This window comes from Dermatophilus congolensis (assembly GCF_900187045.1).
GTDB lineage: Bacteria > Actinomycetota > Actinomycetes > Actinomycetales > Dermatophilaceae > Dermatophilus > Dermatophilus congolensis.
Genome location: NZ_LT906453.1, coordinates 138,487 through 165,029 on the forward strand (window position 1 = coordinate 138,487; position 26,543 = coordinate 165,029).

25 protein-coding genes are annotated in these 26,543 nt (G+C 59.9%); 5 read left to right on the forward strand and 20 right to left on the reverse strand.

From position 1 onward, the window contains the following. Window positions 1-35 precede the first annotated feature (35 nt). Complete coding sequence (locus CKV89_RS00540; protein WP_028326870.1) at window positions 36-1,028, forward strand: NAD(P)H-quinone oxidoreductase; 993 nt, start codon at window positions 36-38, stop codon at window positions 1,026-1,028. Further along, the gene (locus CKV89_RS00545; RefSeq protein ID WP_028326871.1) at window positions 1,028-1,387 is read left to right on the forward strand and encodes a hypothetical protein; all 360 of its coding nucleotides are present in this window, start codon (window positions 1,028-1,030) and stop codon (window positions 1,385-1,387) included. The genes CKV89_RS00540 and CKV89_RS00545 overlap by 1 nt, the downstream gene beginning before the upstream one ends. A 90-nt stretch (window positions 1,388-1,477) precedes the next feature. Here the strand turns inward: CKV89_RS00545 and CKV89_RS00550 are convergent, their stop codons facing one another. The 8 genes from CKV89_RS00550 to CKV89_RS00585 all read right to left on the reverse strand — a co-directional run bounded on the left by CKV89_RS00550 (window position 1,478) and on the right by CKV89_RS00585 (window position 10,937). Next, window positions 1,478-2,182, reverse strand: a complete 705-nt coding sequence (locus CKV89_RS00550) for an ABC transporter permease (protein WP_028326872.1) — start codon at window positions 2,180-2,182, stop codon at window positions 1,478-1,480. Next, the gene (locus CKV89_RS00555; protein WP_028326873.1) at window positions 2,179-3,093 is read right to left on the reverse strand and encodes an ABC transporter ATP-binding protein; all 915 of its coding nucleotides are present in this window, start codon (window positions 3,091-3,093) and stop codon (window positions 2,179-2,181) included. The genes CKV89_RS00550 and CKV89_RS00555 overlap by 4 nt, the downstream gene beginning before the upstream one ends. Beyond that, the gene (locus CKV89_RS00560) at window positions 3,090-3,980 is read right to left on the reverse strand and encodes a hypothetical protein (RefSeq protein ID WP_051277302.1); all 891 of its coding nucleotides are present in this window, start codon (window positions 3,978-3,980) and stop codon (window positions 3,090-3,092) included. The genes CKV89_RS00555 and CKV89_RS00560 overlap by 4 nt, the downstream gene beginning before the upstream one ends. Beyond that, window positions 3,977-4,966 (reverse strand): ABC transporter ATP-binding protein, encoded by a 990-nt coding sequence (locus CKV89_RS00565; RefSeq protein WP_231935404.1) that lies wholly within the window; start codon window positions 4,964-4,966, stop codon window positions 3,977-3,979. Before CKV89_RS00565 ends, CKV89_RS00560 begins: the two co-directional genes overlap by 4 nt. Window positions 4,967-5,154: 188 nt before the next feature. After that, entirely contained in the window at window positions 5,155-7,842 is a 2,688-nt protein-coding gene (ppdK, locus tag CKV89_RS00570; protein WP_028326875.1) for a pyruvate, phosphate dikinase, read from the reverse strand. A gap of 250 nt (window positions 7,843-8,092) precedes the next feature. Next, window positions 8,093-9,481 (reverse strand): M18 family aminopeptidase, encoded by a 1,389-nt coding sequence (locus CKV89_RS00575; RefSeq protein WP_051277304.1) that lies wholly within the window; start codon window positions 9,479-9,481, stop codon window positions 8,093-8,095. Between the two features lie 40 nt (window positions 9,482-9,521). Beyond that, the gene (locus tag CKV89_RS00580; RefSeq protein WP_028326876.1) at window positions 9,522-10,472 is read right to left on the reverse strand and encodes a hypothetical protein; all 951 of its coding nucleotides are present in this window, start codon (window positions 10,470-10,472) and stop codon (window positions 9,522-9,524) included. A gap of 165 nt (window positions 10,473-10,637) precedes the next feature. Beyond that, on the reverse strand, window positions 10,638-10,937 hold the full coding sequence (locus CKV89_RS00585) for a DUF2249 domain-containing protein (RefSeq protein WP_095068402.1): 300 nt from the start codon (window positions 10,935-10,937) through the stop codon (window positions 10,638-10,640). Window positions 10,938-11,169: 232 nt separating this feature from the next. Between CKV89_RS00585 and CKV89_RS00590 the strand changes: the two genes are divergently transcribed. Continuing rightward, entirely contained in the window at window positions 11,170-11,877 is a 708-nt protein-coding gene (locus CKV89_RS00590; protein WP_028326877.1) for a helix-turn-helix transcriptional regulator, read from the forward strand. Window positions 11,878-11,919: 42 nt separating this feature from the next. Continuing rightward, a complete protein-coding gene (locus CKV89_RS00595) occupies window positions 11,920-12,528 on the forward strand; it encodes a CBS domain-containing protein (protein WP_028326878.1) in 609 nt (202 codons plus the stop codon). A 31-nt stretch (window positions 12,529-12,559) separates the two neighbouring features. On the opposite strand, the gene CKV89_RS00600 is transcribed toward CKV89_RS00595, so the two are convergent. The 4 genes from CKV89_RS00600 to CKV89_RS00620 all read right to left on the reverse strand — a co-directional run bounded on the left by CKV89_RS00600 (window position 12,560) and on the right by CKV89_RS00620 (window position 16,915). Continuing rightward, complete coding sequence (locus CKV89_RS00600; protein ID WP_084440909.1) at window positions 12,560-13,771, reverse strand: AI-2E family transporter; 1,212 nt, start codon at window positions 13,769-13,771, stop codon at window positions 12,560-12,562. Window positions 13,772-14,049: 278 nt separating this feature from the next. Next, window positions 14,050-14,610, reverse strand: a complete 561-nt coding sequence (locus CKV89_RS12635) for a NifU family protein (protein WP_051277308.1) — start codon at window positions 14,608-14,610, stop codon at window positions 14,050-14,052. Continuing rightward, complete coding sequence (gene feoB, locus CKV89_RS00615; protein WP_028326884.1) at window positions 14,607-16,568, reverse strand: ferrous iron transporter B; 1,962 nt, start codon at window positions 16,566-16,568, stop codon at window positions 14,607-14,609. The genes CKV89_RS12635 and feoB overlap by 4 nt, the downstream gene beginning before the upstream one ends. Then, window positions 16,565-16,915 (reverse strand): FeoA family protein, encoded by a 351-nt coding sequence (locus CKV89_RS00620; protein WP_051277310.1) that lies wholly within the window; start codon window positions 16,913-16,915, stop codon window positions 16,565-16,567. Before CKV89_RS00620 ends, feoB begins: the two co-directional genes overlap by 4 nt. Window positions 16,916-17,184: 269 nt before the next feature. On the opposite strand from CKV89_RS00620, the gene argE reads away from it, so the two are divergent. Further along, the gene (gene argE / locus CKV89_RS00625) at window positions 17,185-18,411 is read left to right on the forward strand and encodes an acetylornithine deacetylase (RefSeq protein WP_084440911.1); all 1,227 of its coding nucleotides are present in this window, start codon (window positions 17,185-17,187) and stop codon (window positions 18,409-18,411) included. 7 nt (window positions 18,412-18,418) lie between these two features. On the opposite strand, the gene CKV89_RS00630 is transcribed toward argE, so the two are convergent. From CKV89_RS00630 to CKV89_RS00665, 8 genes are all read right to left on the reverse strand, one after another. Next, window positions 18,419-19,546 carry an ABC transporter ATP-binding protein gene (locus tag CKV89_RS00630; protein WP_028326888.1) on the reverse strand — a complete coding sequence of 376 codons (1,128 nt, stop codon included), beginning with the start codon at window positions 19,544-19,546 and terminating at the stop codon, window positions 18,419-18,421. Beyond that, window positions 19,543-21,087: an ABC transporter permease family protein gene (locus CKV89_RS00635; protein ID WP_051277312.1), complete on the reverse strand. Its 1,545-nt coding sequence runs from the start codon at window positions 21,085-21,087 to the stop codon at window positions 19,543-19,545. Before CKV89_RS00635 ends, CKV89_RS00630 begins: the two co-directional genes overlap by 4 nt. Beyond that, the gene (locus CKV89_RS00640; protein ID WP_197697058.1) at window positions 21,084-22,133 is read right to left on the reverse strand and encodes an extracellular solute-binding protein; all 1,050 of its coding nucleotides are present in this window, start codon (window positions 22,131-22,133) and stop codon (window positions 21,084-21,086) included. The genes CKV89_RS00635 and CKV89_RS00640 overlap by 4 nt, the downstream gene beginning before the upstream one ends. Before the next feature lie 74 nt (window positions 22,134-22,207). Beyond that, window positions 22,208-23,578: an MFS transporter gene (locus tag CKV89_RS00645; RefSeq protein WP_028326890.1), complete on the reverse strand. Its 1,371-nt coding sequence runs from the start codon at window positions 23,576-23,578 to the stop codon at window positions 22,208-22,210. A 97-nt stretch (window positions 23,579-23,675) separates the two neighbouring features. After that, window positions 23,676-24,404 (reverse strand): response regulator transcription factor, encoded by a 729-nt coding sequence (locus tag CKV89_RS00650; protein ID WP_028326891.1) that lies wholly within the window; start codon window positions 24,402-24,404, stop codon window positions 23,676-23,678. Beyond that, window positions 24,401-25,168 (reverse strand): sensor histidine kinase, encoded by a 768-nt coding sequence (locus CKV89_RS00655; RefSeq protein ID WP_028326892.1) that lies wholly within the window; start codon window positions 25,166-25,168, stop codon window positions 24,401-24,403. The genes CKV89_RS00650 and CKV89_RS00655 overlap by 4 nt, the downstream gene beginning before the upstream one ends. 257 nt (window positions 25,169-25,425) lie before the next feature. Further along, a complete protein-coding gene (locus tag CKV89_RS12415) occupies window positions 25,426-25,560 on the reverse strand; it encodes a hypothetical protein (RefSeq protein WP_267879259.1) in 135 nt (44 codons plus the stop codon). Window positions 25,561-25,859: 299 nt separating this feature from the next. Then, complete coding sequence (locus tag CKV89_RS00665; protein ID WP_028326893.1) at window positions 25,860-26,273, reverse strand: hypothetical protein; 414 nt, start codon at window positions 26,271-26,273, stop codon at window positions 25,860-25,862. Window positions 26,274-26,543: the final 270 nt, after the last annotated feature.

The window sequence follows — 26,543 nt, forward strand, 5'->3', positions numbered from 1 at the left end:
TGTGCCAGCAGTGGCCTCATCGCTAGGGTGATTCCATGAAGGCCGTCACGATTCCCGAATTCGGCGACGCGGACGCTCTCGTCCTCAACGATGTAGAACCCCCCACCGCTGGCCCTGGAGAAGTACTCATCGACGTCGTAGCCGCAGGCGTGAACCGTGCCGACGTCATGCAACGCCTGGGGTACTACCCGCCCCCACCGGGCATCACCGACATTCCCGGACTAGAGGTCGCCGGTCGCATAGCGGCTTTTGGTGAAGGGGTCGCCCCAGATTCCAGCGGCTACCACATCGGTGAGGAGGTGGTAGCGCTGCTCTCCGGCGGTGGGTACGCAGAGCAAGTGGCAGTACCCATCGGGCAACTCATGCCTCGACCGAGCAACCTATCGCTTACCGAAGCTGCCGGCTTCATCGAAACCGCGGCAACAGTATGGTCAAACCTGTTCATGACCGCCCATCTGGCCAAAGGCGAAACAGTTCTCTTACACGGCGGTTCCAGCGGTATCGGCACCACAGGAATCCAGATCGCTAAAGCCAAAGGTGCAAAGGTGGCAGTAACAGCAGGATCTCAAGCCAAGCTTGAGGCCTGTGCACAGCTGGGCGCAGACATCCTCATCAACTATCGCGAGCAAGACTTCGTAGAAGAAGTAAAGAAAGCGACCAACTCCCGTGGCGCTGACGTAATCCTCGATGTCATCGGAGCGAAATATCTCAAACGCAACATAGATGTACTAGCCCCAGATGGGCGCATCGTCACGATTGGTCTGCTCGGCGGACGCAAAGGCGAACTCGACCTGGGGAAACTATTGAATAAGCGGGGCACCCTAGCGGCCACCTCACTGCGATCACGATCTGTAGAAGGCAAATCTGACATCGTGCGCCAGGTGCGAGAGAACGTGGTCCCGTTGGTGGAAACCGGACACTTAAAACCTGTCCTACACGCGACTTTCCCGCTAGCTCAGGCACCCGCTGCACACCGAGTTCTCGAAGAGTCCAGTCACATCGGCAAGGTCGTATTGGAGGTGCAGTGATGGACCGGATCCGCTTGGTGGTGCGGGTCTTACCCCGTGACAGCGGTTCAAAAACAGAAAAAGAACCGGTGGAAACCGTCGATGCCGTGTTTATGCGGTCAGGGCTTTTCTCGGTTGTGGTACCTCGTATCGGTGAGTTTCTTGAATGTCGCGCATTCGGCGAACACGTAGCGAAATATTTTCCTCGCGCGGTTCCCGTCGTCGCCCTTGAACACCGGATCACAGACATGCGAGAAGACGATCCGCGCGTCTACGTAGTCGTAGACCTGCACGGTGTAGAGGTGACCCCCTCCATGGTGACGGACTTCAAAGCAGATGGTTTCCAGCTCGCCAGCCCCTCGGTGAAGTGCAGCAGATAAACCCCCACTCCCCCGCCTATGTAGTGGTGCCCTCTCCCGATCGGGAGAGGGCACCACTACATAGGTATCAGCACATGAGCGCAGTCAGGCTCACTCACCTTTCAAGGTGAGTGAGCGCAACCGGTCACCGGCGAACCACAATCCCACTACGACCACGACAATCGCAGCACCGATCGCATAGGCCATGGAAATGTTCGGCTCGGTAATAGCACCATCAAAATGCGACCCGACCCGCTCACCCCACTTACGAATAGATACCCAGCTGACCCCCTGCAAGAAACCACCAAGAGTGCCTTCCCACATCAGTACGTAGAGCACACCTGCACTTACCGCATGCCGTGTATACGCAGATGCAGCAACGAACAGTGTGGTGTAAGCGGTGCCCGCCAGCACACCTGCAACGGCCCAACCCACCGCAATGTCTTTAAAGTCCAGACTGAGCGTGATGGCCGCCAATGGCAGCGGCAGCACACCAACAATCATCGTGACTATCCACGCGACAAAAAACTTGCTCACCACCACGACATACCGGTTCACCGGCTTAGACAACAAGTAGACAACCGAGCAGTCTTCCACCTCCGGACCAATCGTGGAGTTCGCGGCAAGCAACGCAACCAAAGGCAACATCAACGGATACGCGATATTCGACAGCAAGGAAAGGCTCGTGTCGCCGCTGCCCACAAGGCGAATAATCCCAGCAATAGCGAACAACACCAGCGGAAAAGCCACCAAAGCCCAGATACGTTTCTGACCGACGATGGACGCAGCCGCAAGCCGAATAATTGTGCGATTCATGAGGCCACCAAGTAGGAGAAGACGGATTCAAGAGACTCATCAGTGGGCGTGAGTTGACGCAAAGTAATACCTAGTTCACGCGCCCAGCCCGGCAAACCTGCAGCAAAAGCACCCAGATCACAGACACGTACGTCCAGACCACCCTCGGGGGCAATCGCAACACCGACAACACTGGGACGGCCAATGAGCGCCGACGCCAATGCTCGATCATCACTGCTGGTGATGTAGTAGTGAACGGGCCGGTCAGTCATCAGACGCCGAATCGCTCCGAAATCTCCAGAAGCGGCGTGGCGCCCCGCAACCATGACTTCGATATGGCGGGCCAATGCCTCTACTTCTTCGAGGATGTGCGAGCTGAACACAACAGTGCGGCCTTCTGCTCCCCGCTCGCGTAAAAGACGCATAAGTTGTGCGCGCTGGCGGGGGTCAACGCCGTTAAAAGGCTCATCAAGCAGAATGATTTCCGGATCGTGGACGAGTCCGGCAGCAAGTTTGATGCGTTGACGCATCCCTTTGGAATAGGTGCCGATTTTACGGTCGGCTGCATCAGTGAGATCCACTGTAGCCAGAACGCGTTCGGTTGCTGCGCCGGGATCAGTTAGGCCGTGCAGGTCCGCAGAAGCGCGAACGAAAGCTCTGCCGGTGAGGTATCCAAAGGACAATTCGCGTTCAGGCACCAAGCCGATGTGGCGGTAAAGGTCGGTGTTCCTCCAGGCAGGCTTACCAGCGACAGTGACCGTTCCGGATGAGGGTTGAAGGAACCCACTGATCATGCCGATGAGTGTGGTTTTTCCGGCACCGTTGGGGCCTAGAAGCCCGGTGACACCGGGGGCGAAAGTGAGGGTGACGTCGTTGACTGCCACGACATGGCCATACCAACGGGATACGTCTCGTAACTCGATGGTGCTCATCGGTTTCCTCCTCGGGTGATGCGGTTTCCGATGAGCCAGACGCCCAGAGCAGGTCCGATGATGCACACGACCCAGTAGAGGGCGTGTACAGCGGCGCTACTGGGGGCAAGGATCATGGAGGTGGTGGGTTCGAATGCGTGGATGGCGCCGTTAGCGGCTGCGTACGGAGAAAAAATGCCGAGCATCTCAGCGGCCGTGCTTGCTTTGCCTGTGACCTGAAGAATCGCTTGAAGCATGGCGACGATTCCGTTACCTAGCATGAACACGGCAAGAGAAAAGACGATGGCTAGGCCAGGACGCAGGGTCCAACTACTGATAATCCCTGCGATGCTGCTGGTGCCCAGGGAGATGAGGAAACACACACCTAGTGCAGGGGCTACCTGTCGGGTCAATTCAGCGGCGTTGAGATTAGCTAGCAAGCCCCCGAGGAACAACAGAACAAGGGGTGCCAGCAGGAACAAGAAAACAGCCACAGTCATGGATGCCCAGCGTGTAAGGGCGTAGATACGTGCCGACAAAGGCCTGGCCATGTACAAGACGATGGAGCGGTGCCGCAGGTCGCGTCCAAAAATGGCGGGTGCCTGGGTTGCGACAAAGATGCTGGGCAGGATGGCGCTACTAGATGGGTAGTTGTAGAGCTTGGTGGGTAGTTCGTTGAGCAACCCGAAGCTGAGGACACCAACCGTGATGAACGCCGGGAGGATGTACATGATGAGCAAGACGAAAGGGATCCATTTTGCGCGGCCAGCGCGGCCGATTCCGTAGGCGCCACCGAGCCCGTTGAAGAAAAGAGCACGAGCGATAGCCGCGTCGGTGTGGCGGGGTCCGTCGTAGTGGCGGTAGCCGAGATCGTGGATCACTCCCGCCGAAGGTGAGGTGTTGCTCATGCGGGTTTCTCCTCGAATATGTCCTGTAGGTGGCGTTGGTCGTTGTCGATGCGCACCAGGCCCAGACCGAGCTGGTCTGCAGTGTCGCGAACGAGATCATGGGTGCTGAAGTCGGTGGCGGCGTCGTCGATGCGCACGCATCGGCCTTCGGGATAGGCGGTGAGGCCAGCTGCGGCCAGGGCTTCGCCCATGTGGTCGCGTTCAGTGATTCCGCCGAGCACCTCGATCAGTAGGGCTCCGGTAGCTTGGGTGAAGTCGGCGGTGGATGATGCCTTCAGCAAGGTGCCGCCGTCGAGGATGACTGCATGGTCGCTGACGCGTTCGAGTTCGCCTAGAAGGTGGCTGGTGACGATGACGGAGATGCCGAATTCGGTACCGATGCGGCGGATGAGGCGGAGCATGTCGGTGCGGCCAGCGGGATCAAGGCCGTTGGTAGGTTCGTCGAGGAACACCAGCTTCGGGTCATGGACGATGGCTTGAGCGAGTTTGACGCGTTGTTTCATGCCGGTGGAGTAGTTACCCATGGGGCGGTATCGCTCTTCAGCAAGACCGACGTGGCGCAAGATGTCGGCGGCGCGTTCACGTGCTGTGGCTTTGGGTAGGCCTGACATGATGCCCATGTGGACGACGAAGGAGCTAGCGCTGACGTCAGGTGGTAGACAGTCGTGTTCAGGCATGTACCCGACTGTGCGGCGGATCTGGGCGCTGTCGGTGGCGGTATCCAGGCCAAGAACAGCGGCAGTTCCGCTGGTGGGGCGCAGCAGTCCGAGCAAGATTTTGATGAGGGTGGATTTTCCGGCGCCGTTGGCTCCGACCAGACCGGTGACGCCAGCGGGAATGGCAAGATCTACGTGGTCCAGGGCGATCACCCTGCCGAAGTCCATCGTGATGCCCGTGGTGGTGACGACCGGGGTTGGTGTGGACGTGGCGGTGGGGTGGGGGCTATGTCTGCTGTGTGCAGTGTCTTGTTGAGGGTTGGTACTCACTGGGCCCACGTTAGGGAAGGGGCTAACGGATAGCTACCTCATGCCGAGATTGTGTCTGTTTGTTCGCATAAGGCTGGTAGCCATGGTTATCGACGCCCAGTAGGCAGTGGTTGGACGCGGCGATCTGCCGTGTCCAACCACTGCCTACTGGGTTCTTAGCCGGTGTTACGGCTGGTCTGGCTTAGTGATCACCAACCGCGCCATGCTGCCCGGCCAGCTTCAAGTCGAGAAACCGGTACCCGGAATGGGGAACAAGAGACGTAGTCCAAACCGATCTTGTGGAAGAAGTGCACCGACTCCGGATCGCCACCGTGCTCACCACAGACGCCTAGGTGCAAGTCTGGGTTCGCAGCGCGGCCAGTGTCAGCTGCGAGCTTCACCAATGCGCCGACGCCTTGCTGATCCAGGGTTTCGAATGGGGAGACACCGAAGATGCCGCGCTCCAGGTAGTTCTTGAAGAAGGTGCCTTCGACGTCATCTCGGGAGAATCCCCACGTGGTCTGTGTGAGGTCGTTCGTTCCGAAGGAGAAGAATTCGGCGCATTGACCAATTTCTCCAGCAGTCATTGCTGCACGTGGCAACTCGATCATCGTGCCGATCGGGGTCTTGGTTAGGTCAACCCCGGTCTCTTCGCTGACATCTGCGGCGACCTGCTGGATCGCTTCCTTCATGATTTCGAGCTCTTGCACCGCCGAGACCAGCGGAATCATGATCTCTGGGCGGGGATCTTTACCCGCTTTACGCAGCTCAGCTGTGGCTTCGAGGATCGCACGGGCCTGCATCTCAAACAAGCCTGGGATGACAATCCCCAACCGGACACCACGCAGACCAAGCATTGGGTTCTGCTCGTGCATCCGCTCCACGGCAGCCATGATCTTTTTCTGGTCTTCTTCAAGGTCATATCCCTTGACCTTGGCGATAGCGCGCTGGGCGATGAGTTCTGCCTGGGCGGGGAGGAACTCGTGCAGCGGCGGGTCAAGCAAGCGGATCGTGACTTCGTAGCCGTCCATCGCTTCGAGGATTTCCAAGAAGTCACCCTTTTGCAGCGGTGCCAGGGCAGCCAGGGCGCTTTCTCGCTCGTCGTCTGTTTCGGCGACGATGAGTTTCTCTACTAGCGGGCGGCGGTCACCAAGGAACATGTGCTCGGTGCGGCACAGACCGATACCTTGTGCACCGAAACGGCGGGCACGGGCAGCGTCTTCGCCGGTGTCAGCGTTGGCGCGTACCTTCATCCGGCGCCGAGCGTCAGCGATGCCCATGATGTAGTCCACGGCGTGTACGAGCTCGTCCGAGGCGATTTCTTCCTCGGAGAGCTGGCCTTCGAAGTACTTCACCACTGGCGGGTCTACGACTGGGACTTCACCGACGAAAACGTCACCGGTGGTGCCATCGATCGAGACCACATCACCTTCACGAAGGATGGTGCCATCTGGCAGGGTCAGCGTGCCCGCGTTGACATCAATCTTCAGCTCTTCGGCGCCACAAACGCAGGTCTTGCCCATACCGCGCGCCACGACAGCCGCGTGCGAGGTTTTTCCGCCACGGCTGGTCAAAATGCCCCGGGCAGCGATCATGCCGACCAGGTCGTCGGGGTTGGTTTCCCGGCGAGCCAAGATCACGTTCTGGCCTGCGTCAGCAAGCTCAGCTGCGCGCTCGGAAGAGAACACCAACCCACCGACTGCTGCGCCCGGCGAGGCGGCCATGCCTTTGCCGACTTTGGTGCGGGGTGCGTCTTCATCGAATCGGGGGAACATCAGCTGCACCAGTTGTTCACCGGTGACGCGCTGCAGCGCATCACCGCGCTCGATGAGACCCTCATCGACTAGCTGGACTGCAACTTTGAACGCTGCTGCCGCGGTGCGCTTACCCACTCGGGTCTGCAGCATCCACAGCTTGCCCTTCTCGACCGTGAACTCGATGTCACACAAGTCTTTGTAGTGGTTTTCGAGCTTGGCCATGATGTCCATCAGCTCGTCGTAGGACTTTTTGTCCACCTTTTCCATGTCAGCCAGGCACATGGTGTTGCGGATACCGGCTACGACATCCTCACCCTGAGCATTGACGAGGTAGTCGCCGTAAACACCTTGGTGTCCCGAGGCTGGGTCGCGGGTGAATGCCACACCGGTACCAGAGGTCTCCCCCATGTTTCCGAACACCATGGAGCACACGTTTACTGCGGTGCCCAGGTCACCGGGGATGCGCTCACGACGGCGGTACAACACAGCGCGTGGGGAGTTCCAAGAACGGAACACAGCCCGCATCGCTTCAAGCAGCTGTTCTTTTGGTTCCTGCGGGAACGGCGAACCTGTCTGATCCGCGATGATCTTTTTAAACTCCTCGACAATGCGTTTGAAATCTTGCGCATCGAGGTCGAGGTCGTTCTTGGTGCCCTTGGCGTCTTTTTCTCGATCGAGGACGTCTTCGAATAGCTCACCATCGAGGTCAAGAACAGTCTTACCGAACATCTGCAGCAGACGCCGGTAGGAGTCCCAGGCGAATCGTTCGTTGCCGGAGACCTTCGCCAATCCCAACACCGAGGAGTCGTTCAACCCCACGTTGAGAACGGTCTCCATCATTCCCGGCATCGAGAACTTCGCACCGGATCGCACAGACACCAGCAAGGGGTCCTCAGGGTCGCCGAGCTTCTTACCCATCTCGGACTCGATGGCGCAAAGATGCTCGTCGATCTGCTCGGACAACTCCACTGGCTCGGAACCATGAGCCAGGTATGCCTTGCACGCCTCGGTGGTGATGGTGAAGCTCGGCGGGACAGGCAGACCCATGTTGTACATCTCGGCAAGGTTGGCTCCCTTGCCACCAAGGAGGTCCTTGGCGTCCTTGTTCCCTTCGGACAAGGCGTACACGTACTTCGGCATGAAAATCGTCTCCCGGAACTTCGTCGTAGCGGTACACAACCTCGCCCCCGGCGAGGCGTGGGGCCATCGCATCTCTTGCGCACAACTTGTCACAAATTTTGCGAAAAGACTCGTTCCGAGGACGTGTCACGTATGTTTGCAGGCCGAACGGTCCCACAGCATTGATTTCTCAAAACCAGATAAGAATCACAATGACCACAGAACGAACACATCTGTGGTCATTGCGACCCACAAACAGATCGAAAATCCCTCAGGCCACCAGACCCGGGGCGCTCACCTCAGCCCCTAAAACCGCCGCCAACGCACGTGTGTATGGCTCCACATCACGCGCAGCCATCACCTCACGCACCGAATGCATCGACAGCATCGCCGCACCTACATCAACAGTGGTCATCCCCAGATTCGCTGCACTGGCCGGACCCACCGTTGACCCGCACGGCAAGTCCGTGCGGTGCACATACACCTGCGGCGTGATCCCGCCGCGCTCACACGCCACACCGAACGCAGCCGCGCCCCCCGTATCGGTGGCGTACCGCCCCTGCGCGTTCACCTTCAGGACCGGACCACCACCAATCACCGGGTAGTTGTGTGGCTCAGAACGATCTGCGTAATTCGGGTGGATCGCATGCGCCATATCTCCCGAAACATGCAAACCACTAGAAAGCGCAGCCAGCACATCAGCCCGATCACCACCACAAGACAAAACAATCCGTTCCAGCACACTGGCCAACAACTGCGAGCGCGCACCCGATGAGGTCTCGGAGCCAATCTCCTCGTGGTCGAACAGCACCAACACCGGCACTCGAGGCCCCTTCCCTGCCCCAGCCACCCGCGCAGGTCCTTCCTCACTAGGGGTCAGCACTGCCTGCTTCATCGCTTCCGTTGCGGCGAATGTCGTGCACAAGTTATCCAAACGCGGTGAAGCCAACAGCTCACGCGAATGCCCCAACAGCGAGGCCGGGAGCAGGTCATAAGCCATCGCCTCAAACGACAACACGTCATCAGGGGCGCAATCCACCTGCTCGGACACCCATCGCGGAAACGACATTCCCCCTGAAAAACCCCACAACGGAGCCAGATGGCTCTGACGATTCATCTCCACACCACCAGCCCCAGAGGAACGGTCAAGGTGGATCGCCAAATTAGCCACCCGCAGCAATGGCTCATCACAGCGGAACAAACGCATCGCATAGCCACCCGATGCCGACGCATCACGTACCGCCACCCGGCCAGCCAAGCCCAGGTCTCGATCAAGCCACGTGGTCAGCAACGGCCCGCCATACACCTCCACCCCCAGCATGTCCCACCCCGCTGAACGGTAATCAGCCTTCGGTTTTAGCCGCAGGTTCGGTGAATCCGTGTGCGCACCCACTACCGAAAACGATGCTTGCGCAGGCCACTGCTGCACTACGCCGCTATCTGACAGGCGCTCGGTTGACCAAGCCACCAGTGACCCACCACGCGTCGTCACATACCGGCCTGGAGTCGAAGGCCAGCGCTGCCCCTCAAAGACCTCAACGAACCCTGCATCACGCAGCATTTCCATGGCCGAATCCACAGCGTGGTAGGGCGTCGGAGCCCCATCCACGAACTGGCCCAGCGCCACCGCCGCCGAAACAGCATCTTTCGAGACCGTCACAGCCAACCTCACTCTTTAGAACGTCAAACTCTGTACGACATCATTCGTACAGGACGTAGAACGGTGAGGGGGTCAGTCCCAAAACCGCCTCCGGCTTCATGATCGGCCCGAACGTAGCGTCTTCTTGGTAAAACAACTTGAATCCCGGATACACATGCTTGGGCTTCATACGCATGATGGAATTCCATGTCGCGATCTTCATATCCGGAGAACCAATACCGTCAACCGAAACCATCTGCACAACACCGTCGCGGGGTTTCATTGGCCCAGTTTCACGCACAATATCCGCACGCAACTGGTGATACAGCATCACCTTTTCCGGAAGGTTATTATCCTTCACTAGTTTTTCAAGATAAGCAGCCGTATCATCTAATTCCTGACCACTCACATGCCCGAAAGTTTTCATCGGGATTTCACCAGGACCCATCCGCCATTCCGGATCCAAAGCCACTCCAACATCAGGCTCTTTCAAAAACTTTTCGTAATACTTAGTTTCCGTCACAAAGTCCGAACGACCCGGCTGAATAGCTAGCAGAAGAATGCCATTCACTTTCCGGACAGCATCCAAATGCTTCTGCACCTGCTGCTCCGACGCACGCCCCCGGTACATGCCATCCTCCCCTGGCTTACCGTGCACGATCGTCGCAATAAACTCACCCACCGGAAGAACCTTCTTCACGTCCTTCTGGTAATTCTTCGTAATATCGACGACCTCTTTCATACGGTCATCCATATTCCCCACACCCAACTTCCCCAACACCGGGCCAGTCCCCTCCGACCCAGCAAAACCCACAATCCGATAATCCGGGAACAACTTTGTTCCACCCATCGGTAACTCTTTCTTTTTCCCCCCATCAGCAGCCTGCGCCGCATCATTCCCACCCGATTTACCAGATATAGCTGCATCACCAGCGCCAGAACACGCAGCTATCACTAACAACGCTGCCGCTACACCAGCAACTCCTACTCGTCGCATCCGGGGAAACTGCATAACAACCTCGCTGATCGACCGACATAGGCAAACGCCCGCCAGAGATCGCCACCACTCACAACCGAATAAGGCAATACCCCTGACGGGACAACAAAACCCACTCTAGGCCGCACAACTAGACGCACGCATCGGAACACGCCCCCCATACGCCACTAGCCGACACACTCACACAATCCGCGCAAAAACCGTCCGACACTGCCCATCAGAGTCCACCGACTCAATCTCGTACTGCCCCGGCACCTGCTGCTCAATCAACATAAGAATCAACTCAGGACGCTCATCAGTAACCACCGCCACCTTCGACCCCAACGCCAACCCCATCACCACACCCAAAATCGCCGCCTGCCGAATCGCCGCATCAATAGGACGCGCATCCAACTCCGGAACCCGGCCGCCCTCACCGCACCCACCCGAACCACACGCACACGATCCACCACACCCACCAACAGACTGCTCTGAAGACATCACAACCACATCCTCACCACTACACAACCATCCGTGACGCCCGAGGCACTCGCCCCGAACCTAACGCGCCCATCATCACTCACCACCACCGCCCAACCACACCCACCAACCACCTAATGACCAAAACACCACATCCCAACCAACCTCCAGAACAAAACCCAAACAAACGTAAAATCACCCCAACCAGCCACCATCGACTCACACCACATAGCAACCCCAGAGAGGGCACCGCATGAACGCACCCGGCGCAGCCCCTAGTCCTCTCTCCCCCGATCAAACCCACCTCGACACCGACCCCATCGCACACCTATCCCCCGCCCAGCGCCGCGTCCTGGAACTCCTCTCCATCAACACGCCCACCAACATCCACGACCTAGCCACCCTCACTGGCCACCACCCCAACACCCTGCGCGAACACCTCAACGCCCTCATCCACCTCGGCCTCGTCCGCACCACCACCAGCAAACCCCACGGCCGTGGACGCCCCCCAACCCTCTACCAAGCACTCCCCTTGCAAAATGCCCGCCCCGAAACCCGCGCCTACCACGCCCTCACCACAGCCCTGGTCAACCAACTCCTGCGCACCAGCACCAACCCCACCCACGACGCCCTCACCGCAGGAAAAACCATCGGCACCCAAATCGCCCAAAAAGCACCCCACCCCCACCCCACCCCCACACACGCGCTCACTCACATCCTCACCCACCTGGGCTTCAACCCCACCCACACCAACAACACCACCGAACTAGGCGTATGCCCCTTCATCCACATCGCTAAAGAAGCCCCCGAGATCATCTGCAACATCCACCAAGGCCTCATTGCCGGATACCTCACCTCCAGCGGCTTCACCCACCAACCACACCTACACCGCTACAGCAACCACAACCCTTGCCAAATCACCCTCAACCCACCAGACACACACAATCCCACCACGGCATGATGAAAAACTAGACACAACAAAACGATTCATCGAGGAGACACTATGCGCGTTCGCGAGATCATGTCCGCCCCCGCTATCACCGTGCAACGCGGCGCCAGCCTCCAAGACGCACTGGAGCTACTCGCCACCCACCACGTCACCGCCCTACCCGTCATCGACGAAACAGGCGCACTGTGCGGCATCATCAGCGAACTAGACCTACTACGCGCAATCATGCCCAACCACGCCGAAGACATGGGCGAGAACCCCCACGAAAAACTCGCCGAAATCTCCGACATCACCCAAACCGAAACCATCGACCCCCTCATGACCACCGACGTCCTCACCACCTACGAAGACGAAGACGTCGCCCACATCGCCGCCCACGTCTCCACCCGCAACATCCGCTCCGTACCCGTACTCCGCAACGAGCGCATCATCGGCATCGTCAGCCGCAGCGACGTCATCGAAGCCCTCTTCCGTCCCGACGAAGAACTCCTCAACGATCTCACCGCCGACCTCGCCGACGAAGGACTCTACGACTGGCACGCCACCGTCCAGCGCGGCATCGTCACCCTCACCGGCAACGGCAACGCCGAAGAAGCACAACAAGCCCTCGCCGTCGCCCGCGCCGCCGCAGGCGTCCGCAAAGTCTCCATCACCACCGCCTAAACCAACCACGCCCCACCCCAACGGCCCGCCCTCAGGATCCCTCTCCTGCAGGAGCGGGCCGTTCAGCTACACCCCCAACCAAACCAACATCCTCCGAACGCGTCTGCGCCAACGCCCGCATCGTCACATTCGCAAACGCCACCAACGGCACCGCAAACAAAGCCCCAGCAATCCCACCCAAACTCGTACCCGCCAACACAGCCATCGCCACCGCCAACGGATGCACCTCCACGTGATGAGCCATGATCAACGGCTGCAACAAATGCGCCTCCAACTGCACCAACACCACAATGACCAGCGCCAAAACAACAGCAGCCCCCACACCACCCTCAACCAACCCCACCAACACACACAAAACCCCGGCCACCGTCATCCCCACCAACGGCACATACGACCCCAAAAAAATCAACACCGACAACGCCAACGCCATCGGCACATCCAACAGAATCAACACAACAAAAAGCGTGCTCGCGTGCAGGAACGCAATAATCGTTTGCCCCCGCATAAACCCACCCACCGTGTGCCACCCCATACGCCCCACCACATCAGCCCGACGCCGCGCCCGCGCCGGCAACAACGACAACGCCCACCCCCACAACAACTCACCATCACGCAACATAAAAAACGTCGACAACAGCAACAACAAACCACCAGCAACCAAATGCCCCACCGTCGACAACGTCGCCAACGCCCCACTCAACAGCACCTCTTGATTACGCGAAAGCAACGCCACCAGCTCAGCAGACAACCGATCAGCCTGAGCCCTATCCACCTTCAACGGCCCATGCTGCGCCCACCACGCCGCATCATTAACGAACGTAATAAACCCATCCGCCAACACCGGCGCATTACTACGAATCTGCCCCACCACGAACGTGAAAACCACGCCAATCGACGTCACCCCAATAAGCACCGCCAAAAAAGCCGCCAACGTATGCGGCACCCGCAACGACTCATGCAACCACCGCTGCACCGGCGTCAACACAGCCGCCAACAACAAGGCGCACACAAACGGAATCGTCACCAACGGAACCAACGACAACGTCTTAACAACAACAAACACCAACGCACCAATAAGCAACAACCGCCACGACCACGCCGCAGCGATTTTCAACCCCCTGGGCACCGGCCCCCCATGAGTCCCCTCCCGAGGAATCTCACGCAACGCATCCACCCACGCAGGCGCAGCACCAGAGCGTGCCCGACCGGCACGTAACTTACGACCCAACGTCTCATCCGCCATCCTGGCGCCTTTCCCTCTAGAGCCTGCGCGGGCTCATCCCCACAACTCGAAAGCGTAGGCCCACCCCACCCACGAACACAGAGCCTGAGCCGACCAGTGTGTCGAGAATGCTGCGCACATCACGCCACACTCACGTGCCCGGCACGCCACCCCACCTACAACAGAGCCACACACCGAAACAACCCATCACCACGACAGGCACGGAATAACTACGCACAACGACGCCGCGTTGTTTCACATCCCATCGGCAACACCAACCAAAACCCCCAAAAAACTCCTCACGCCACCTGACGCACCCGCACTACCCCCGGCGCCATCGCCCGCAACTCAGCCTCAAAATGTCGCTGCAAAGTGAACGTCGAGGCAGCACACTGACCACACGCTCCACTCAACCGCAACAACACCTCCCCCCCAACAACATCGACGAGCTCCACCTCACCACCATGAGAGCGCACATACTCACCAGCCCGCCCCGCAATCGCCTCACGCACAGCCTGAGCAAGCTCAGCATCAAGAACAGCACTCGGGCTACCCGACACCCCAACTGCCCCCTGCGCCAACACCCACCCAGAAGGGTCATGTAATGCCGCAGCAAGCTCTGAACGCACCGCAGCACCCTCACTACGCCAGGAAGCTGGCGGCACAAGACGCACCACCATCGCAGTAGGACGCAACTCGATCTCTACTTGCCCGCGAGCCAAACGCTCTTGCAAAAGCCCCGGAGCCGCAGCAACCAACCCCACGAACGGAAGCACGCCTGCAGGGACCATCCAGCGCAACACATCCGGATCCGCAGTCGTCTCTGGATGCATCGGAACCGGCTTGACCTGCCCCGTCACACGAACACCCCCACCACAGACCGCGTGATGAACGCCGCTACCCACGCGAGCACAAACATGTACCCAAACGCAATCACCGGCCACTTCCACGTGTTGGATTCACGGCGCATCACCACCACCGTGGACATGCACTGCAACGCGTACACAAAAAACACCAGGAGAGCTGCTGTAGTCGGAGCATCGAACAACTGGCGCTCTACCGTTTTCCCCGTGGCTCTATCCACCTGCGAAACAGTCATCCGCTCCAAAGCAGTCGCGGGTTCTTCCGGATCTGAGGCAGCAGCGATCTGACCCAACGTCGCTACGAACACTTCCCGCGCAGCCAAAGAAGCCACAACACCCACATTGATCCGCCAGTCAAAACCCAGCGGCGCGAAAACAGGCTCGATTGCCTTACCAACCGTGGCCGCAGCAGAGTGATCCAACGTGTACTGCGACACTGCGACCTCATCGCTGATGTCAACACCAGCGGACTGCATCTCCAGCAAGCCACGAACCGGAAGATTCAGCAGCAACCACAGCACGATCGTGACTGCCAAAATCACTGTGGTCACTTTCCGCACGAATGCCGCACATGCCTCCCACACCGCCAACGCAACTGTGCTCAGCTTCGGAACCCGATATGGCGGAATCTCCATATAGAACGGCAAGACAGGCTCATCACGGCCGGTGAGCTTTTGGATGACGAAAGCGGCAAGCATCGCTGAAACCGCACCCAGCACATACAAAGCAAACATGACCAGGCCCTGCATGCCGAAAGGACCGACTCTGCTGTCATCAGGAACGAGCATTCCGATCAGCAACACATAAACCGGAAGCCGTGCTGAGCACGTCATAAGCGGGGCAACCATCATGGTCGCGATGCGATCTCGCGCACTGGGCAGCGTACGGGTGGCCATCATTCCGGGGATCGCGCAGGCGAAAGAACTCAACAGAGCTACAAAAGCTCGCCCTTCCAGGCCAGTGCGAGCCATGAGACGGTCCATGAGGAACGCGGCCCGAGATAGGTATCCAACCGACTCAAGGATCGACACCATAAGAAAGAGCAGAGCAATTTGTGGCAAGAAAACTGCCACACCGCCAACCCCACCGATCAAAGCGTCTTTAACAAACGAGGAAAACCATGGTGATGAGATATGGGATCCAGCCCACTGCCCCATCACGCCGAAGGCCTCTTCAACCATGTCTTGCAAAGGTGTGGCCACAGAAAAAATGACCTGGAAGAAAGAGAACATCACCGTGGCGAACACGAGTGTTCCCAAGATGGGGTGCAGCAGCAGTGCATCGATGCGGCGGGTACGTACATCTTGTTCCGGGGCGTGGTAGCCGCTGGCATTCAGGACTGACTCTGCCCAGGCTGCACCCTCGGAAGGCTCCAGCGGCGGCGGCAAGGATGGGAGAGGCCAAGCGGTGGGATCTTCTAAGTGCGTGCGCAGCTTTTTAATACCGTTACCGCCTGCAACGACAGACACCACCGGAATACCCAGGGCGCGTTGTAAATCGTCGATGTTGAGGTTTCCGCTGCGGCGCTGGACTTCGTCGGTAAAAGTCACCACAGCTGTGACTGGTAGACCGGTGGCCATTACTTGGGCGAGCAGTCCAAGAGAACGGCGCAGCGCCGTGGCATCCAGAATGACTAGTAGTGCATCGGGGGTAGTAATAGCGGTGTCTGCTGGATCCAGAACCTGAGAGACGATTTGTTCGTCTGGGCTGATCGGATCGAGCGAGTACGTGCCGGGAAGGTCTTCGATAACGACGGTGTGTCCAAGGCCGCGGGCGGTGCCTTCGTATTTAGCAACGGTGACGCCTGGATAGTTACCCGTTTTGGCGTGGAGTCCTGTGAGCGCGTTGAAGAGGGTGGTTTTTCCTGAGTTGGGGGCGCCGATGAGGGCAATGCGGGTCGCGTTTGCTTCAGCGGTGGGTGTGTTGTGTGGGGTTTTTTCGCAGTGGCTGTTCATGCCTGAGCCGCCGCGCTGGAAGGGGTGTCGATCAGGATGGCGGCTGATTCACGAGCGCGCAGCGCTATCTCTATTCCCCCGACTCGGTAGATGACGGGGTCGTGCAGGGGGGCGCGGCGAACGGGGGTGATGTCTAGGCCTGGGGTAAATCCGAGGTCGAGAAGGCGGCGGGCTACTTGGGGTGCCAGTGAGTTGTTGAATCCTGTGATGTGAGCGGTGGCTCCCAGGGGCAAAGCACGGAGCGGCTGCACTGTTGTGGTTGCTGAATTTTCTTCTCTGTCAGCGGATTTAGCGGATTTTGGGGCAGATAAAGCACGCCGGGACAGCTGTTCAGCAACTGCAGACACGGGATTCCTCCGACATAACGCAGGCCGGACCACGCAGCCCGGCATTAAGTGAGCCTCACCTTATTTGCTGGTCAGGAGCGGTGCAACAGCTGTGTATCTGTTTCTCTGAATAAACTCAGGTGATTTTTTCAACAGGTATACGCGATGCATAAAACTGATTCACGACAGGAAAATTACGAAAATCATTAAGCTTCAAAGAAATACATCTACTAATGTCTGTGTGGCGCGCATTTCAAACTTGCTGACACGCATCGGGTATACACGTGTGCATGAGCGAATCACCGTCCTTCGCAGAGCAACCGGGTCATCAGCAACTCACCGAACCCTTCGCCGAACCAAAGCTGCGCTGCCTGGACTGGATTCGCCGCCTCGTCTCCTACGACACCACCAGCCGAAACAGCAACCTCGAACTCATCACCGCCGTCATCACTGAATGCGAGCGCCTAGGCCTAACTGCGCGTGTTTTTCCTGCCCCTGCGCAGGAGAAAGCCAACGTGGTGGTGACGGTGCCAGACCGATATGGCCGCACCGATGGTGGGGTGATGGTTTCTGGGCACACCGATACGGTTCCTGTGGATGGGCAAGCGTGGAGTTGTGACCCGTTCACGGTGCGGGTGGCTGATGGGCGTTTGTATGGGCGTGGCGTGTGCGACATGAAGGGCTATATCGGTGTGGTGTTAGAGGCGCTTCCTCGGTTCGCGGCGGCGTCGCTGAATGAGCCTTTCCATGTGGCGTTGACTTATGACGAGGAGTTGGCGTGTTTGGGGGCTGAGCATTTAGTTGCTCAGCTTCCTGGGGCGGGGTTGGTGCCTAGGGTGGTGTTTGTTGGTGAACCCACGCGTATGCAGGTGGTGACGGCGCATAAGTCGATGAGTGTGGTGCAGGTGCGCTTTCGTGGGGTGCCGGCGCATTCGTCGTTGCCTTCTGCGGGGGTGAACGCTATCGAGCATGCTGCTGAGCTTGTGTTGTATTTGCGGGGCTTGGCTGATGCTTGGGTGCGTAATGGTCCGTTTGATGATGCGTATGTGGTTCCGCACACGACGTTGTCGGTGAACATGTTGGCTGGTGGTACTGCGCGCAACATTGTTCCGGGTGAGTGCCTCATCACTTTTGAGTTTCGTAGTTTGCCGGAGATTTCCCCGGAAGTGGTGATCAGTGAGGTGAAGGCGGAGGCGGCGCGTATCGGGGCTCGGATGAATCATGAGCATCCGGATGCGGATGTGGATGTGGAGGTTCTTGCGACGGTGCCAGCTTTGGATAGTGATCCTGGTGGGGTTGCTGCTGAGTATGCGCGGTCGTGTGGTGGTGTTGTTCCTGGTCCTAAGGTCACGTATGGCACTGAGGCGGGATTGTTTGCTGGGTTGGGTGCTGATGCGGTTGTGTGTGGTCCAGGTGATATTGCGCAGGCGCACACGCCTGATGAGTGGATTGAGGTTTCTCAGCTTGCTGCGTGTGAGGAGTTTTTTGATGCGCTTTTGCATCGTATGACGCAGTGAAGTGGGGTTAGCTGGCTGGGGGTCGTGGGGCTGCGGTTTCGGCTGGTAGGGCCCATAGTCGGGTGGCGTCGAGGTTGATTTCAACTTCGTCGCCGGCTGCTGTCATGGCGGCGTCGGAGTCGGGTTGGGTGTGGACGGTGATGCGTCCGGCGATGGTTTCGACGCCTACGTGGTGGAAAGCGCCCATGTAGATGTTGTCGGTTACTTGTCCTAGTGCGCCAAGGAGTTGGCGTGCTCGGCGACCGGTGGGGTCGGCGGTTGCGCTGTCTGGGTATCCGATGACGACGAGGTCGTGGGTGCCGGGGGTGAGGGTGTCGCAGGCGGGGACGTTGAGGTGTTGTCCCAGGAGGCATACGCGTGCGGTGGCTGCGCCGAATCGGTCGTGGGTGATGGTGCCGTGTGCGGGTAGGAAGATGCTTGCTCTCAGGTGTCGGGCGACTTCGAGTGTGGCGGGGCGTTCGCGTAGGTCTGCGGGGGTTCCTATTTGCATGATGCGTCCGCCGCTGAGGTAGACCATTTGGTCTGCGACGGAGAAGGCTTCGTCGAGGTCGTGGGTGACGTAGAAGGTTGTGCATCCGAGACGTCGGTGTGTGTGGATGATTTCGGCTTTGAGTTGTCCGGATGCGTAGGTGTCGACGTGGGCGAGGGGTTCGTCGAGGCACAGGACGGTGGGGACGCGTACGAGTGCGCGGGCTAGGGCGACTTTTTGTTGTTGGCCGGTGGAGAGGCGGTGTGGGTGTCGGTTGGCTAGGTGGTCGATGCCTAGGGAGAGCATGGCGACGTCGACGCTGTGTTCGGTGCGCAGGCGTCGGCTGCGGGAGAGGCGGATGTTGTCGCGGACGGTCATGTGGGTGAACAGGGAGGGGGTGTCGAGCATCATGGCGATGGGGCGGCGGTGTGGTGGTAGTGCATTGACTTCGCGGCCGTCGATTCGTACAGATCCGGTGGCGGGGGTCAGGCCGCTGAGGGCGCGTAGGAGTGTTGATTTTCCGGCGCCGGAGCGTCCAAGGATGACGACGATTTCGCCCGGTTCGGCGTCGAGGTTGATGTCGTGCAGCAGTGGTGTTGTTCCGGTGTGGACGTTGAGTCCGCGGATGGAGACACCGGCGTGGACGTCGTGGTCGGGGTGGGTCATCGGCGTCCTTTGGGGCGGGTTGGGGTGTGGGGTTGGATTGTGGCGCGCATTGCTGCGGCGAGGGTGGCCACGAGTATGGAGACGGTGGCTGAGATGCGGAAGGCGTCGGGGTAGTCGGCGGCGTCGAGGAGTTTGAACAGGCGCAGCATGACTAGGGGGGTGTCTGGTGGGCTTACCCACAGCAGGGGGGCTGCGAGTGCGGCGCATTGGGAGAAGACGACGAGGAAGCCGCAGATGACGATGTTGGTTGATCTGGGCAGGACGACTTCGATGAATGCAGCCAGTGGTCGTACGCCTTGGAGGAGTGCGATTTCGTAGTCGTCGCGGGAGAGTACGGGGCCGATGATGACGGTGAGGAGGTATGTCAGGGCAAGGGCTGCGGGTAGGCAGGCTAGGAGGAGGCCGGCCAGGCGGGTGTCGGTGTAGTTGCCGAGGGTGGGGTTGGGATTGTGGATGCTTAGGCGTAGGCCGGTGCCGATTGTTGCGCCGGGCAGGGTGAGCAGGGTGAGGAAGAGGGCGTCGATGGTGCGGCGCGCGTGTCTTCCCCAGGCGCGGCCGAGGTGTTTGCGGATGTGGAGGGCTACTGAGGCTAGTGCGAGGGCTAGGGCGAGGACGAGGAAGGCCAGGCCCATTGTGTTGATGACGACTTCGGTGATGGCTGGGCCGCCGCGGGATTGGCTGCCGATGAGGATCATGACGGTGATGAGGGTGGCGCTGGTTGTTGCGGCGATGGTGACGATGGTGGTGGGGATCCAGGTGTGTGATCCCACGGGGCGGGACCAGTCGGCGGTGGTGGTGTGTAGGCGGAATGATTCGGGCAGTTCTGGGTTGCGTAGGAGCAGGCGGCGGCAGGTGCATAGCGCTGCGGCCAGGACGCAGATGTGTGGGATGACTAGGAGGAGGGCTTGGCCTGCTTCGAGGTGTGCTTGGTCGAAGGCGTGGGCGCGGAACCAGATCTCGCTGGCGGCGAAGGGTAGGCGTGGGGCGACGAGGGCGGGAGTGACGGGGTCGGACATTGCGATGGAGAACAGGAAGGCGATGAGGCATGGGGTGGCTAGGGCGAGGCGGTGGCCGAGGACGATTTTGAGCAGGTGGGGTCCGTAGAGGCCAGCGACGCGGGCGGCGTCGATGTGTGAGGCGGTGATGCCGCGTAGGGCTACGCGGATGCCGAAGTGTGCTGGTGGGGTGAGGGCGATGGCGTAGGTGAGGATGAGGGCTGTGGGGCCGGTGAATTCGGTGGTGGGTATTAGGTGTGTTAGGGGGCTGGTGCGGCCGAGGATCAGTTTGAGGAGGGATCCGATGATGAATGGGGGGATGGTGAGTTGGAAGAGGAAGAGGGCGTCTAGGAGGGTTTGGGCGCGGCTGGAGAGCATGGTTGCGCAGATGGCGGTAGTGGCGCCGATGGCGCAGGCTGCGGTGGAGGCTGCTGCGCATACGAGTAGGGCGGTGAGGATGGGCCACCAGGTGGGGCGTGTTGGTGAGGTGGTGGCGGTGAGGGTGAGGATGGTGGTGGTCAGGGCGGTGTAGGTGGTTCGTGTCATGGCCAGACTTGTTTGGCGATCCAGTCCATCCAGGCTGATCGGGTGGTTTCGGCGCGTTTGGGGTCCAGGGTGAGTAGGGGTAAGTGGGATGTTGTTAGGCGTTGTCCGATGTGGCCGGGGGCTGCTTGGCTGACGGGGGCTTGGTCGAGTCCGGCTTGGCGTGCGGCTTGTTGGCCGGTGGGTGATAGGAGCCAGTTCATGGCGGCGGTGGCGTGGGTTTTGTGGGTGGTTCCGGTCAGGACGCCGCCGGAGGCGATTTCGTAGCTGGTTCCTTCGCGGGGGTGGGTGATGGTCAGGGGGCGGCCGGTGCGGGTGGTTTTGCCGTGGCAGTAGGGCTCGTAGGAGATGGCGACGGCGGCTTCACCGCGGGCGACGATGTCGCTGGGTGCGTTGCCTGCTCGGGTGAAGCGTTCGACGTTGCTCAGTAGGTGGGTGATGTCGGTGCGGGAGAGTCCGGCAGCGTCGAGGGTGAGCAGTGTTGCGTATCCGGTGCCGGAGGAAAGTGGTGAGGGCATGGATATCCAGCCTGGTTGGCGGGGTGTGGTGAGCTCTTTCCAAGAGTGTGGGGTGGGGGCGTGGAGTTTGGTGAGGGCGTCGGGGTCGGAGCAGAAGGCTAGAACGGAGGCGTATACGCCGAACCAGCGGCCATGTTGGTCGCGGAATTGTGGGGGTAGGTCGCTGGCGTGTGGGGGTGTGATGGGCAGGAGGAGGCCTTGGGCGGCTGCGTATCGGTAGTTTTCGGAGGGGCCACCTACCCAGAGGTCGAATTCGGGGTGGGTGTGGCTGGTTTGGAGGCGTTTGAGGGCTTCTTGGGTGGGTAGGGCGACGTATCGAACGTCGAGGCCGAGGTCGCGTTTGAGGCCGGTTTGCCATTGCTCGCATACGCGGGTGTCGTTTGAGCACATGAGGGTGAGGTCGGCGCGGGGCGGGAAGAGGGTGTGGCCCATGGAGATGATTGATACGGCCGCCACTGCGCACAGGGTGGCCAGGCGCAGCCATTTGGCGAGCACTGTTGTCCTTCCGGCCCAGTGAGTTGGATCGGTCAATTTAGCAATCACGGCGTGCAGGGGTTGCCTCGTGGGCTGTTCCCTGCACGCCGTGATTGGTGTGGCTGATGAGGTTAGGCGGTGGTGGCGGTGTGTTCGGCCATGAGGCGTTTTTCTTCGCGCCAGATCACTTGGAAGATGGCTAGGACGAGGACGTTGAAGGCTAGGAATGTCATGAAGGTGACGTCCCATCCTGCGTATTTGACGAGGAATCCAACGCCGGTGGAGGCCAGGGTGGCGCCGAGGAGGTAGCCGAATAGTCCGGTGAATCCGGCGGCGGTTCCGGCGATGTTGCGTGGGGATAGGTCTAGGGCTTGGAGGCCAATGAGGGCGACGGGGCCGTAGATGAATCCACCGATGAGGGAGATGAAGAGTAGGAGTACCCAGGCTGGGGTGCCGACTGGGGCTAGCCAGTAGGCGGCGGTAGAGGCTGCGGCGCCGAGCATGAAGAGTGAGACGGTGGCGGACCGGTTGGTTCCCAGGAGTTTGTCGGAGACCCAGCCGCACAGGATGGTGCCGAGCAGTCCGGCTAGTTCGAAGGCTGCGAAGCCGACGAGTCCTGATCCGATGCTCATGTGGTGGTGTTCGGATAGGTAGGTGGTGATCCAGTGCAGGACGCCGTAGCGCAGGGCGTAGACGAAGACGTTGGCGATGGCGAGCAGCATGATGATGCGGCTGCGCAGGATGTGGGTGACGACGAGTTCTTTGGTGGAGATGCGTTCGGTGCCTTCGGCGGTGGTGTCTGAGACTTTTGCCGGGTCGTTGCGGTATTCGTCGATGGGGGGTAGGCCGACTGCGGGTGGGTTGTCGTGGATGAGGAAGAAGGCCACGACAGCGACGGCCAGGGCGACGAGGGCTGGTAGCCAGTAGGCGCCTTGCCAGTTTTTGCCGCTAGCGCCCAGGCCGATGCCAACGAGTACGGGCAGGACACCTGCGCCAAGGTTGTGTGAGGTGTTCCAGAGTGAGCCTTTCCAGCCGCGTTCGCTGGTGCTGAACCATTGGACGATGATGCGTCCGCAGGGTGGGTATCCCATGCCTTGGAACCAGCCGTTGAGGAACATGACGGTGGCGAAAAGGCCGACGCTGGCGGTGACCCAGGGCACGAATGCGACGACGAGGTTCATCAGTGCTGATAGGGCTAGCCCGAGGGGTAGGAAGTATCGGGCGTTTGATCTGTCGGAGATCATGGCGCTGAAAAATTTGCTCAGGCCGTAGCTGACGAGTACTGCGTTGCCGATGATGCCGATGGCGGGTTTGTCGATGGCGCCGCCTTCGTCGAGCAGGAGGGGCGCGATGGTGGAGATGTTGTTACGGATGAGGTAGAACCCGGCGTAGCCGAGGAAAATCCCCATGAACACCTGGAACCGGTAGCGACGGTACGTGGAGGCAACCGCCTCCGTGGGGAGTGGGGCGGCCGGCGGCGGTGCCTGCAGCCAGGTGAGCATGGGGACTCCTTTGTGCGGGTCGTGGGTGACGTCACGATTCTTCGCTTATGGGAGTAACGGCGGCAGTGGGTGTTGGTAACTGTTGGTGCCAGTTTTGTTACCGAGGTTGGGTTGGGTTGGGGGTGAGTGGTTCGAGGGTGAAGACGTATCCGGCTCCGCGTACGGCGGTGATGATTTCGGCGGGTAGTCCGGCTGCTTCGAGTTTGCGGCGGAGTCGGTAGGCGGTGGATTTAACCATGTTGCGTCCGCCTTGGGTTGCGCTTGTTTCCCATACTTCGTTGAGCAGGGCTCGTAGGGGGACGATTTCTTCTGGGCGGGTGATGAGTGCTTGGAGTAGGCGGCTTTCGGTGGTGGTGACGTCCAGGCGGGTGCCGTTGACGTGGACGGCGTGGCTGGCGGGGGCCAGGGTGATGGGGCCGCAGCAGATGGTGGTGGCGGTGTGGGTGGTGGCTAGTCCGTAGCGGCGCATGATGGCTCGTACGCGCAGGATGAGTTCTTTGGGTGAGAAGGGTTTGGCGAGGTGGTCATCGGCGCCTGCTTCCAGGCCGGTGACGCGGTCGTCGGTGTCGCCTAGGGCGGTGAGCATGATGACGGGGATGTCTTTGGTGCTGCGGATGCGGCGGCAGAGGTCGTATCCGTTGGAGTCCGGGAGCATGACATCGAGGATGACTAGGCAGCAGTCGTGGCGTTCGAATAGTGACCAGCCGTCGTGGGCGGTGTGGGCGGTGAGCACTTCGAGGTTTTCGTTTTCGAGGGCGAACGAGATGATTTGGGCGACTTGGGGTTCGTCGTCGATGGCGAGTACGTATCGGGGTGTTGGTGTCATGCACGGCTCCGGGGCAGGGTCAGAAGCACGGATGTGCCGTGGTGGGCGATGGAGTCCACGAGGAGGCGTCCGCCGTGGACGTTCACGATGTCGCGGGTGATGGACATGCCTAGGCCGGCTCCGCTGAGCAGTCCGGCGCGTGGTTCGTATTGTTCAAAGGGTACGAAGACTGAGCGGCAGCGTTGGCGGCTCATGCCGGGGCCGAGGTCGGCGACGGTGATGACGACGTTGTTTTCGCCGGCGCGGGCGTGGACGCGGATGTCGCTGGTTTCGGCGGCGTAGCGGGCGGCGTTGTTGATGACGTTCCAGAGTGCGTGGCGTAGGAGTACGGGGTCTGCGTGGACGTGCAGTGGGTCGCCTTGGTCGTCGACGACGATGGGGATGGCGCTGGTTTCGCGTAGTTCTTGGGCGGTTTCCCGTAGCAGGAGGCGTACGTCGCAGGGTTGGAGGTCTGGGCGGAAGTCGTCGCTGCGCATACGGGCGGAGACGAGGAAGGTGGCGGCTACTCCGATGGCGCGGACGCTGTTGGTGCGGATGGTGTCTAGAAGTTTGCGTTGTTGGGGGGTGAGTTGTTCTGTGTCGAGGGTTTCGGCGAGCAGTTCGGTGGCGCCTTCGACCAGGGAGAGGGGGGTGCGGATTTCGTGGGCGAGCACTTGGTGTTCTGGCAGTTCGGGGTGCAAGTGGCGGCGGGGTTTCCAGAGTCGGCCGACGGCGACGCCAACGATGAGCGCTGCGCCTGCTATGACGGCTCCGACGACATCCACCTGCTCACGCTAGCGGGCGTGTGGGCAGGGGATGTCGTCGATACCGCCACGGACTGCGCTACAGCTAGGAGCAGGGCCGCGTGATGGCATCATGACCGGATTGACTCGTATAACGCGACAGCCCATAGGCCGAGTGCGAACTGGCATCGAAGTAACTGTGGCTGTTACAGGGTTACGTCCTTCTTGTGGGAATGGCCGCAGACTGGGCCGCAATAATTATCCCGCCCGCCAAATCGCTACCAATTCGCGTGGCCTATTTATGTGCTGGCCTGATCATGTTCGCCTGGTTTGATGCGCTCTACCTGGGAGCTCATGATTGTGCCCAGCCCTGGCATTTCGCGTAGCGGGATCCATGCCATCAGCACGATTAAGGCGATCAGGTTGGTGGCCACCCGAAAGTCCAGCAGATTTGGTGGGTGACGCCTTTTGTCAGCACGTTCCAGCTAGCGGCCCCCAATCCTGAGCGAACGAGGGTCATGACGGCCGCGGAGGGCCATACCAGTCATTCTTTCTACTACCTATTTCGGCAGTCAACGCAGGTGTATCCAGTAGCGCGGGGGGAAATCGCTTGGTGCTGACTCGATATAAACCTGCGGGGACAGCACGAGGCGCGGTGAGCGCATCACTCGCTCACCGCGCCTCGGCCGCCGCGGCAGCCAGGCGCCCCCTCAGGCACCCGGCCTCGCGGCCGTCAGACGTTCATGTGGTCCGGACCGAGTCGCCCCAACTCGCGGCCCACTAAGAACGCTAACGTCATATCGAGAAGGTCTCCCGAGAACGGGTTTCCGTCCGGGCATCCCTCTTCGTACATCGTGTGAATGTGCTCGGCGTATTCGACGCTGATGTCTTCGCCGTTTTTTAACGGACCGGCCAGGCGATCCATCGCGATTTGCAGCACATAGAAGCTGACCCGCAAGCCTTCTTCAGGAATGTCATCAGGAATACGCTCACTTGTTGCCACATAGATGAGCTCTTTGTCGGTTTCGGTCAATCCGCGCAACTCTGCTGGGCTGGCATCGAACCATCGCACGTCACCTGTCACCGGGGCACCGACCTGCACCGCTGCGGCCCGTATCAGAGGGGAAAGCCCGAAGCTGCCCATCATGTCAACCTCTTCCCGACCCGTCCGGGGACCCAACGTCCCGCGTGAATACGCGCACCTATCGGCACCCGACCGAAGTCTCTGAGTCAGCAAACCCCCTCGATTTATTCACCGCTTCCTGCGAGATCAACTGCCTAACAACCACACTGCACCCGAACCCTAGCTGTGTGTGAGATGTTCACAGTTACCGGGCTCCGGCGTGTCGGCCCAGCAGTACGTGGTACTTCCACCTCCACCAGCATCAGCACAACACGGGAACGATATGGAACAGTT

Excerpts from the sequence above, each read along its gene's own strand:
- CKV89_RS00540 (WP_028326870.1), top strand. The coding sequence starts at position 36 with ATGAAGGCCGTCACGATTCCCGAATTCGGCGACGCGGACGCTCTCGTC.
- CKV89_RS00545 (WP_028326871.1), top strand. The coding sequence starts at position 1,028 with ATGGACCGGATCCGCTTGGTGGTGCGGGTCTTACCCCGTGACAGCGGT.
- CKV89_RS00550 (WP_028326872.1), bottom strand. The coding sequence starts at position 2,182 with ATGAATCGCACAATTATTCGGCTTGCGGCTGCGTCCATCGTCGGTCAG.
- CKV89_RS00555 (WP_028326873.1), bottom strand. The coding sequence starts at position 3,093 with ATGAGCACCATCGAGTTACGAGACGTATCCCGTTGGTATGGCCATGTC.
- CKV89_RS00560 (WP_051277302.1), bottom strand. The coding sequence starts at position 3,980 with ATGAGCAACACCTCACCTTCGGCGGGAGTGATCCACGATCTCGGCTAC.
- ppdK (WP_028326875.1), bottom strand. The coding sequence starts at position 7,842 with ATGCCGAAGTACGTGTACGCCTTGTCCGAAGGGAACAAGGACGCCAAG.
- CKV89_RS00580 (WP_028326876.1), bottom strand. The coding sequence starts at position 10,472 with ATGCAGTTTCCCCGGATGCGACGAGTAGGAGTTGCTGGTGTAGCGGCA.
- CKV89_RS00585 (WP_095068402.1), bottom strand. The coding sequence starts at position 10,937 with ATGTCTTCAGAGCAGTCTGTTGGTGGGTGTGGTGGATCGTGTGCGTGT.
- CKV89_RS00590 (WP_028326877.1), top strand. The coding sequence starts at position 11,170 with ATGAACGCACCCGGCGCAGCCCCTAGTCCTCTCTCCCCCGATCAAACC.
- CKV89_RS00595 (WP_028326878.1), top strand. The coding sequence starts at position 11,920 with ATGCGCGTTCGCGAGATCATGTCCGCCCCCGCTATCACCGTGCAACGC.
- CKV89_RS00600 (WP_084440909.1), bottom strand. The coding sequence starts at position 13,771 with ATGGCGGATGAGACGTTGGGTCGTAAGTTACGTGCCGGTCGGGCACGC.
- feoB (WP_028326884.1), bottom strand. The coding sequence starts at position 16,568 with ATGAACAGCCACTGCGAAAAAACCCCACACAACACACCCACCGCTGAA.
- argE (WP_084440911.1), top strand. The coding sequence starts at position 17,185 with ATGAGCGAATCACCGTCCTTCGCAGAGCAACCGGGTCATCAGCAACTC.
- CKV89_RS00630 (WP_028326888.1), bottom strand. The coding sequence starts at position 19,546 with ATGACCCACCCCGACCACGACGTCCACGCCGGTGTCTCCATCCGCGGA.
- CKV89_RS00635 (WP_051277312.1), bottom strand. The coding sequence starts at position 21,087 with ATGACACGAACCACCTACACCGCCCTGACCACCACCATCCTCACCCTC.
- CKV89_RS00645 (WP_028326890.1), bottom strand. The coding sequence starts at position 23,578 with ATGCTCACCTGGCTGCAGGCACCGCCGCCGGCCGCCCCACTCCCCACG.
- CKV89_RS00650 (WP_028326891.1), bottom strand. The coding sequence starts at position 24,404 with ATGACACCAACACCCCGATACGTACTCGCCATCGACGACGAACCCCAA.
- CKV89_RS00665 (WP_028326893.1), bottom strand. The coding sequence starts at position 26,273 with ATGATGGGCAGCTTCGGGCTTTCCCCTCTGATACGGGCCGCAGCGGTG.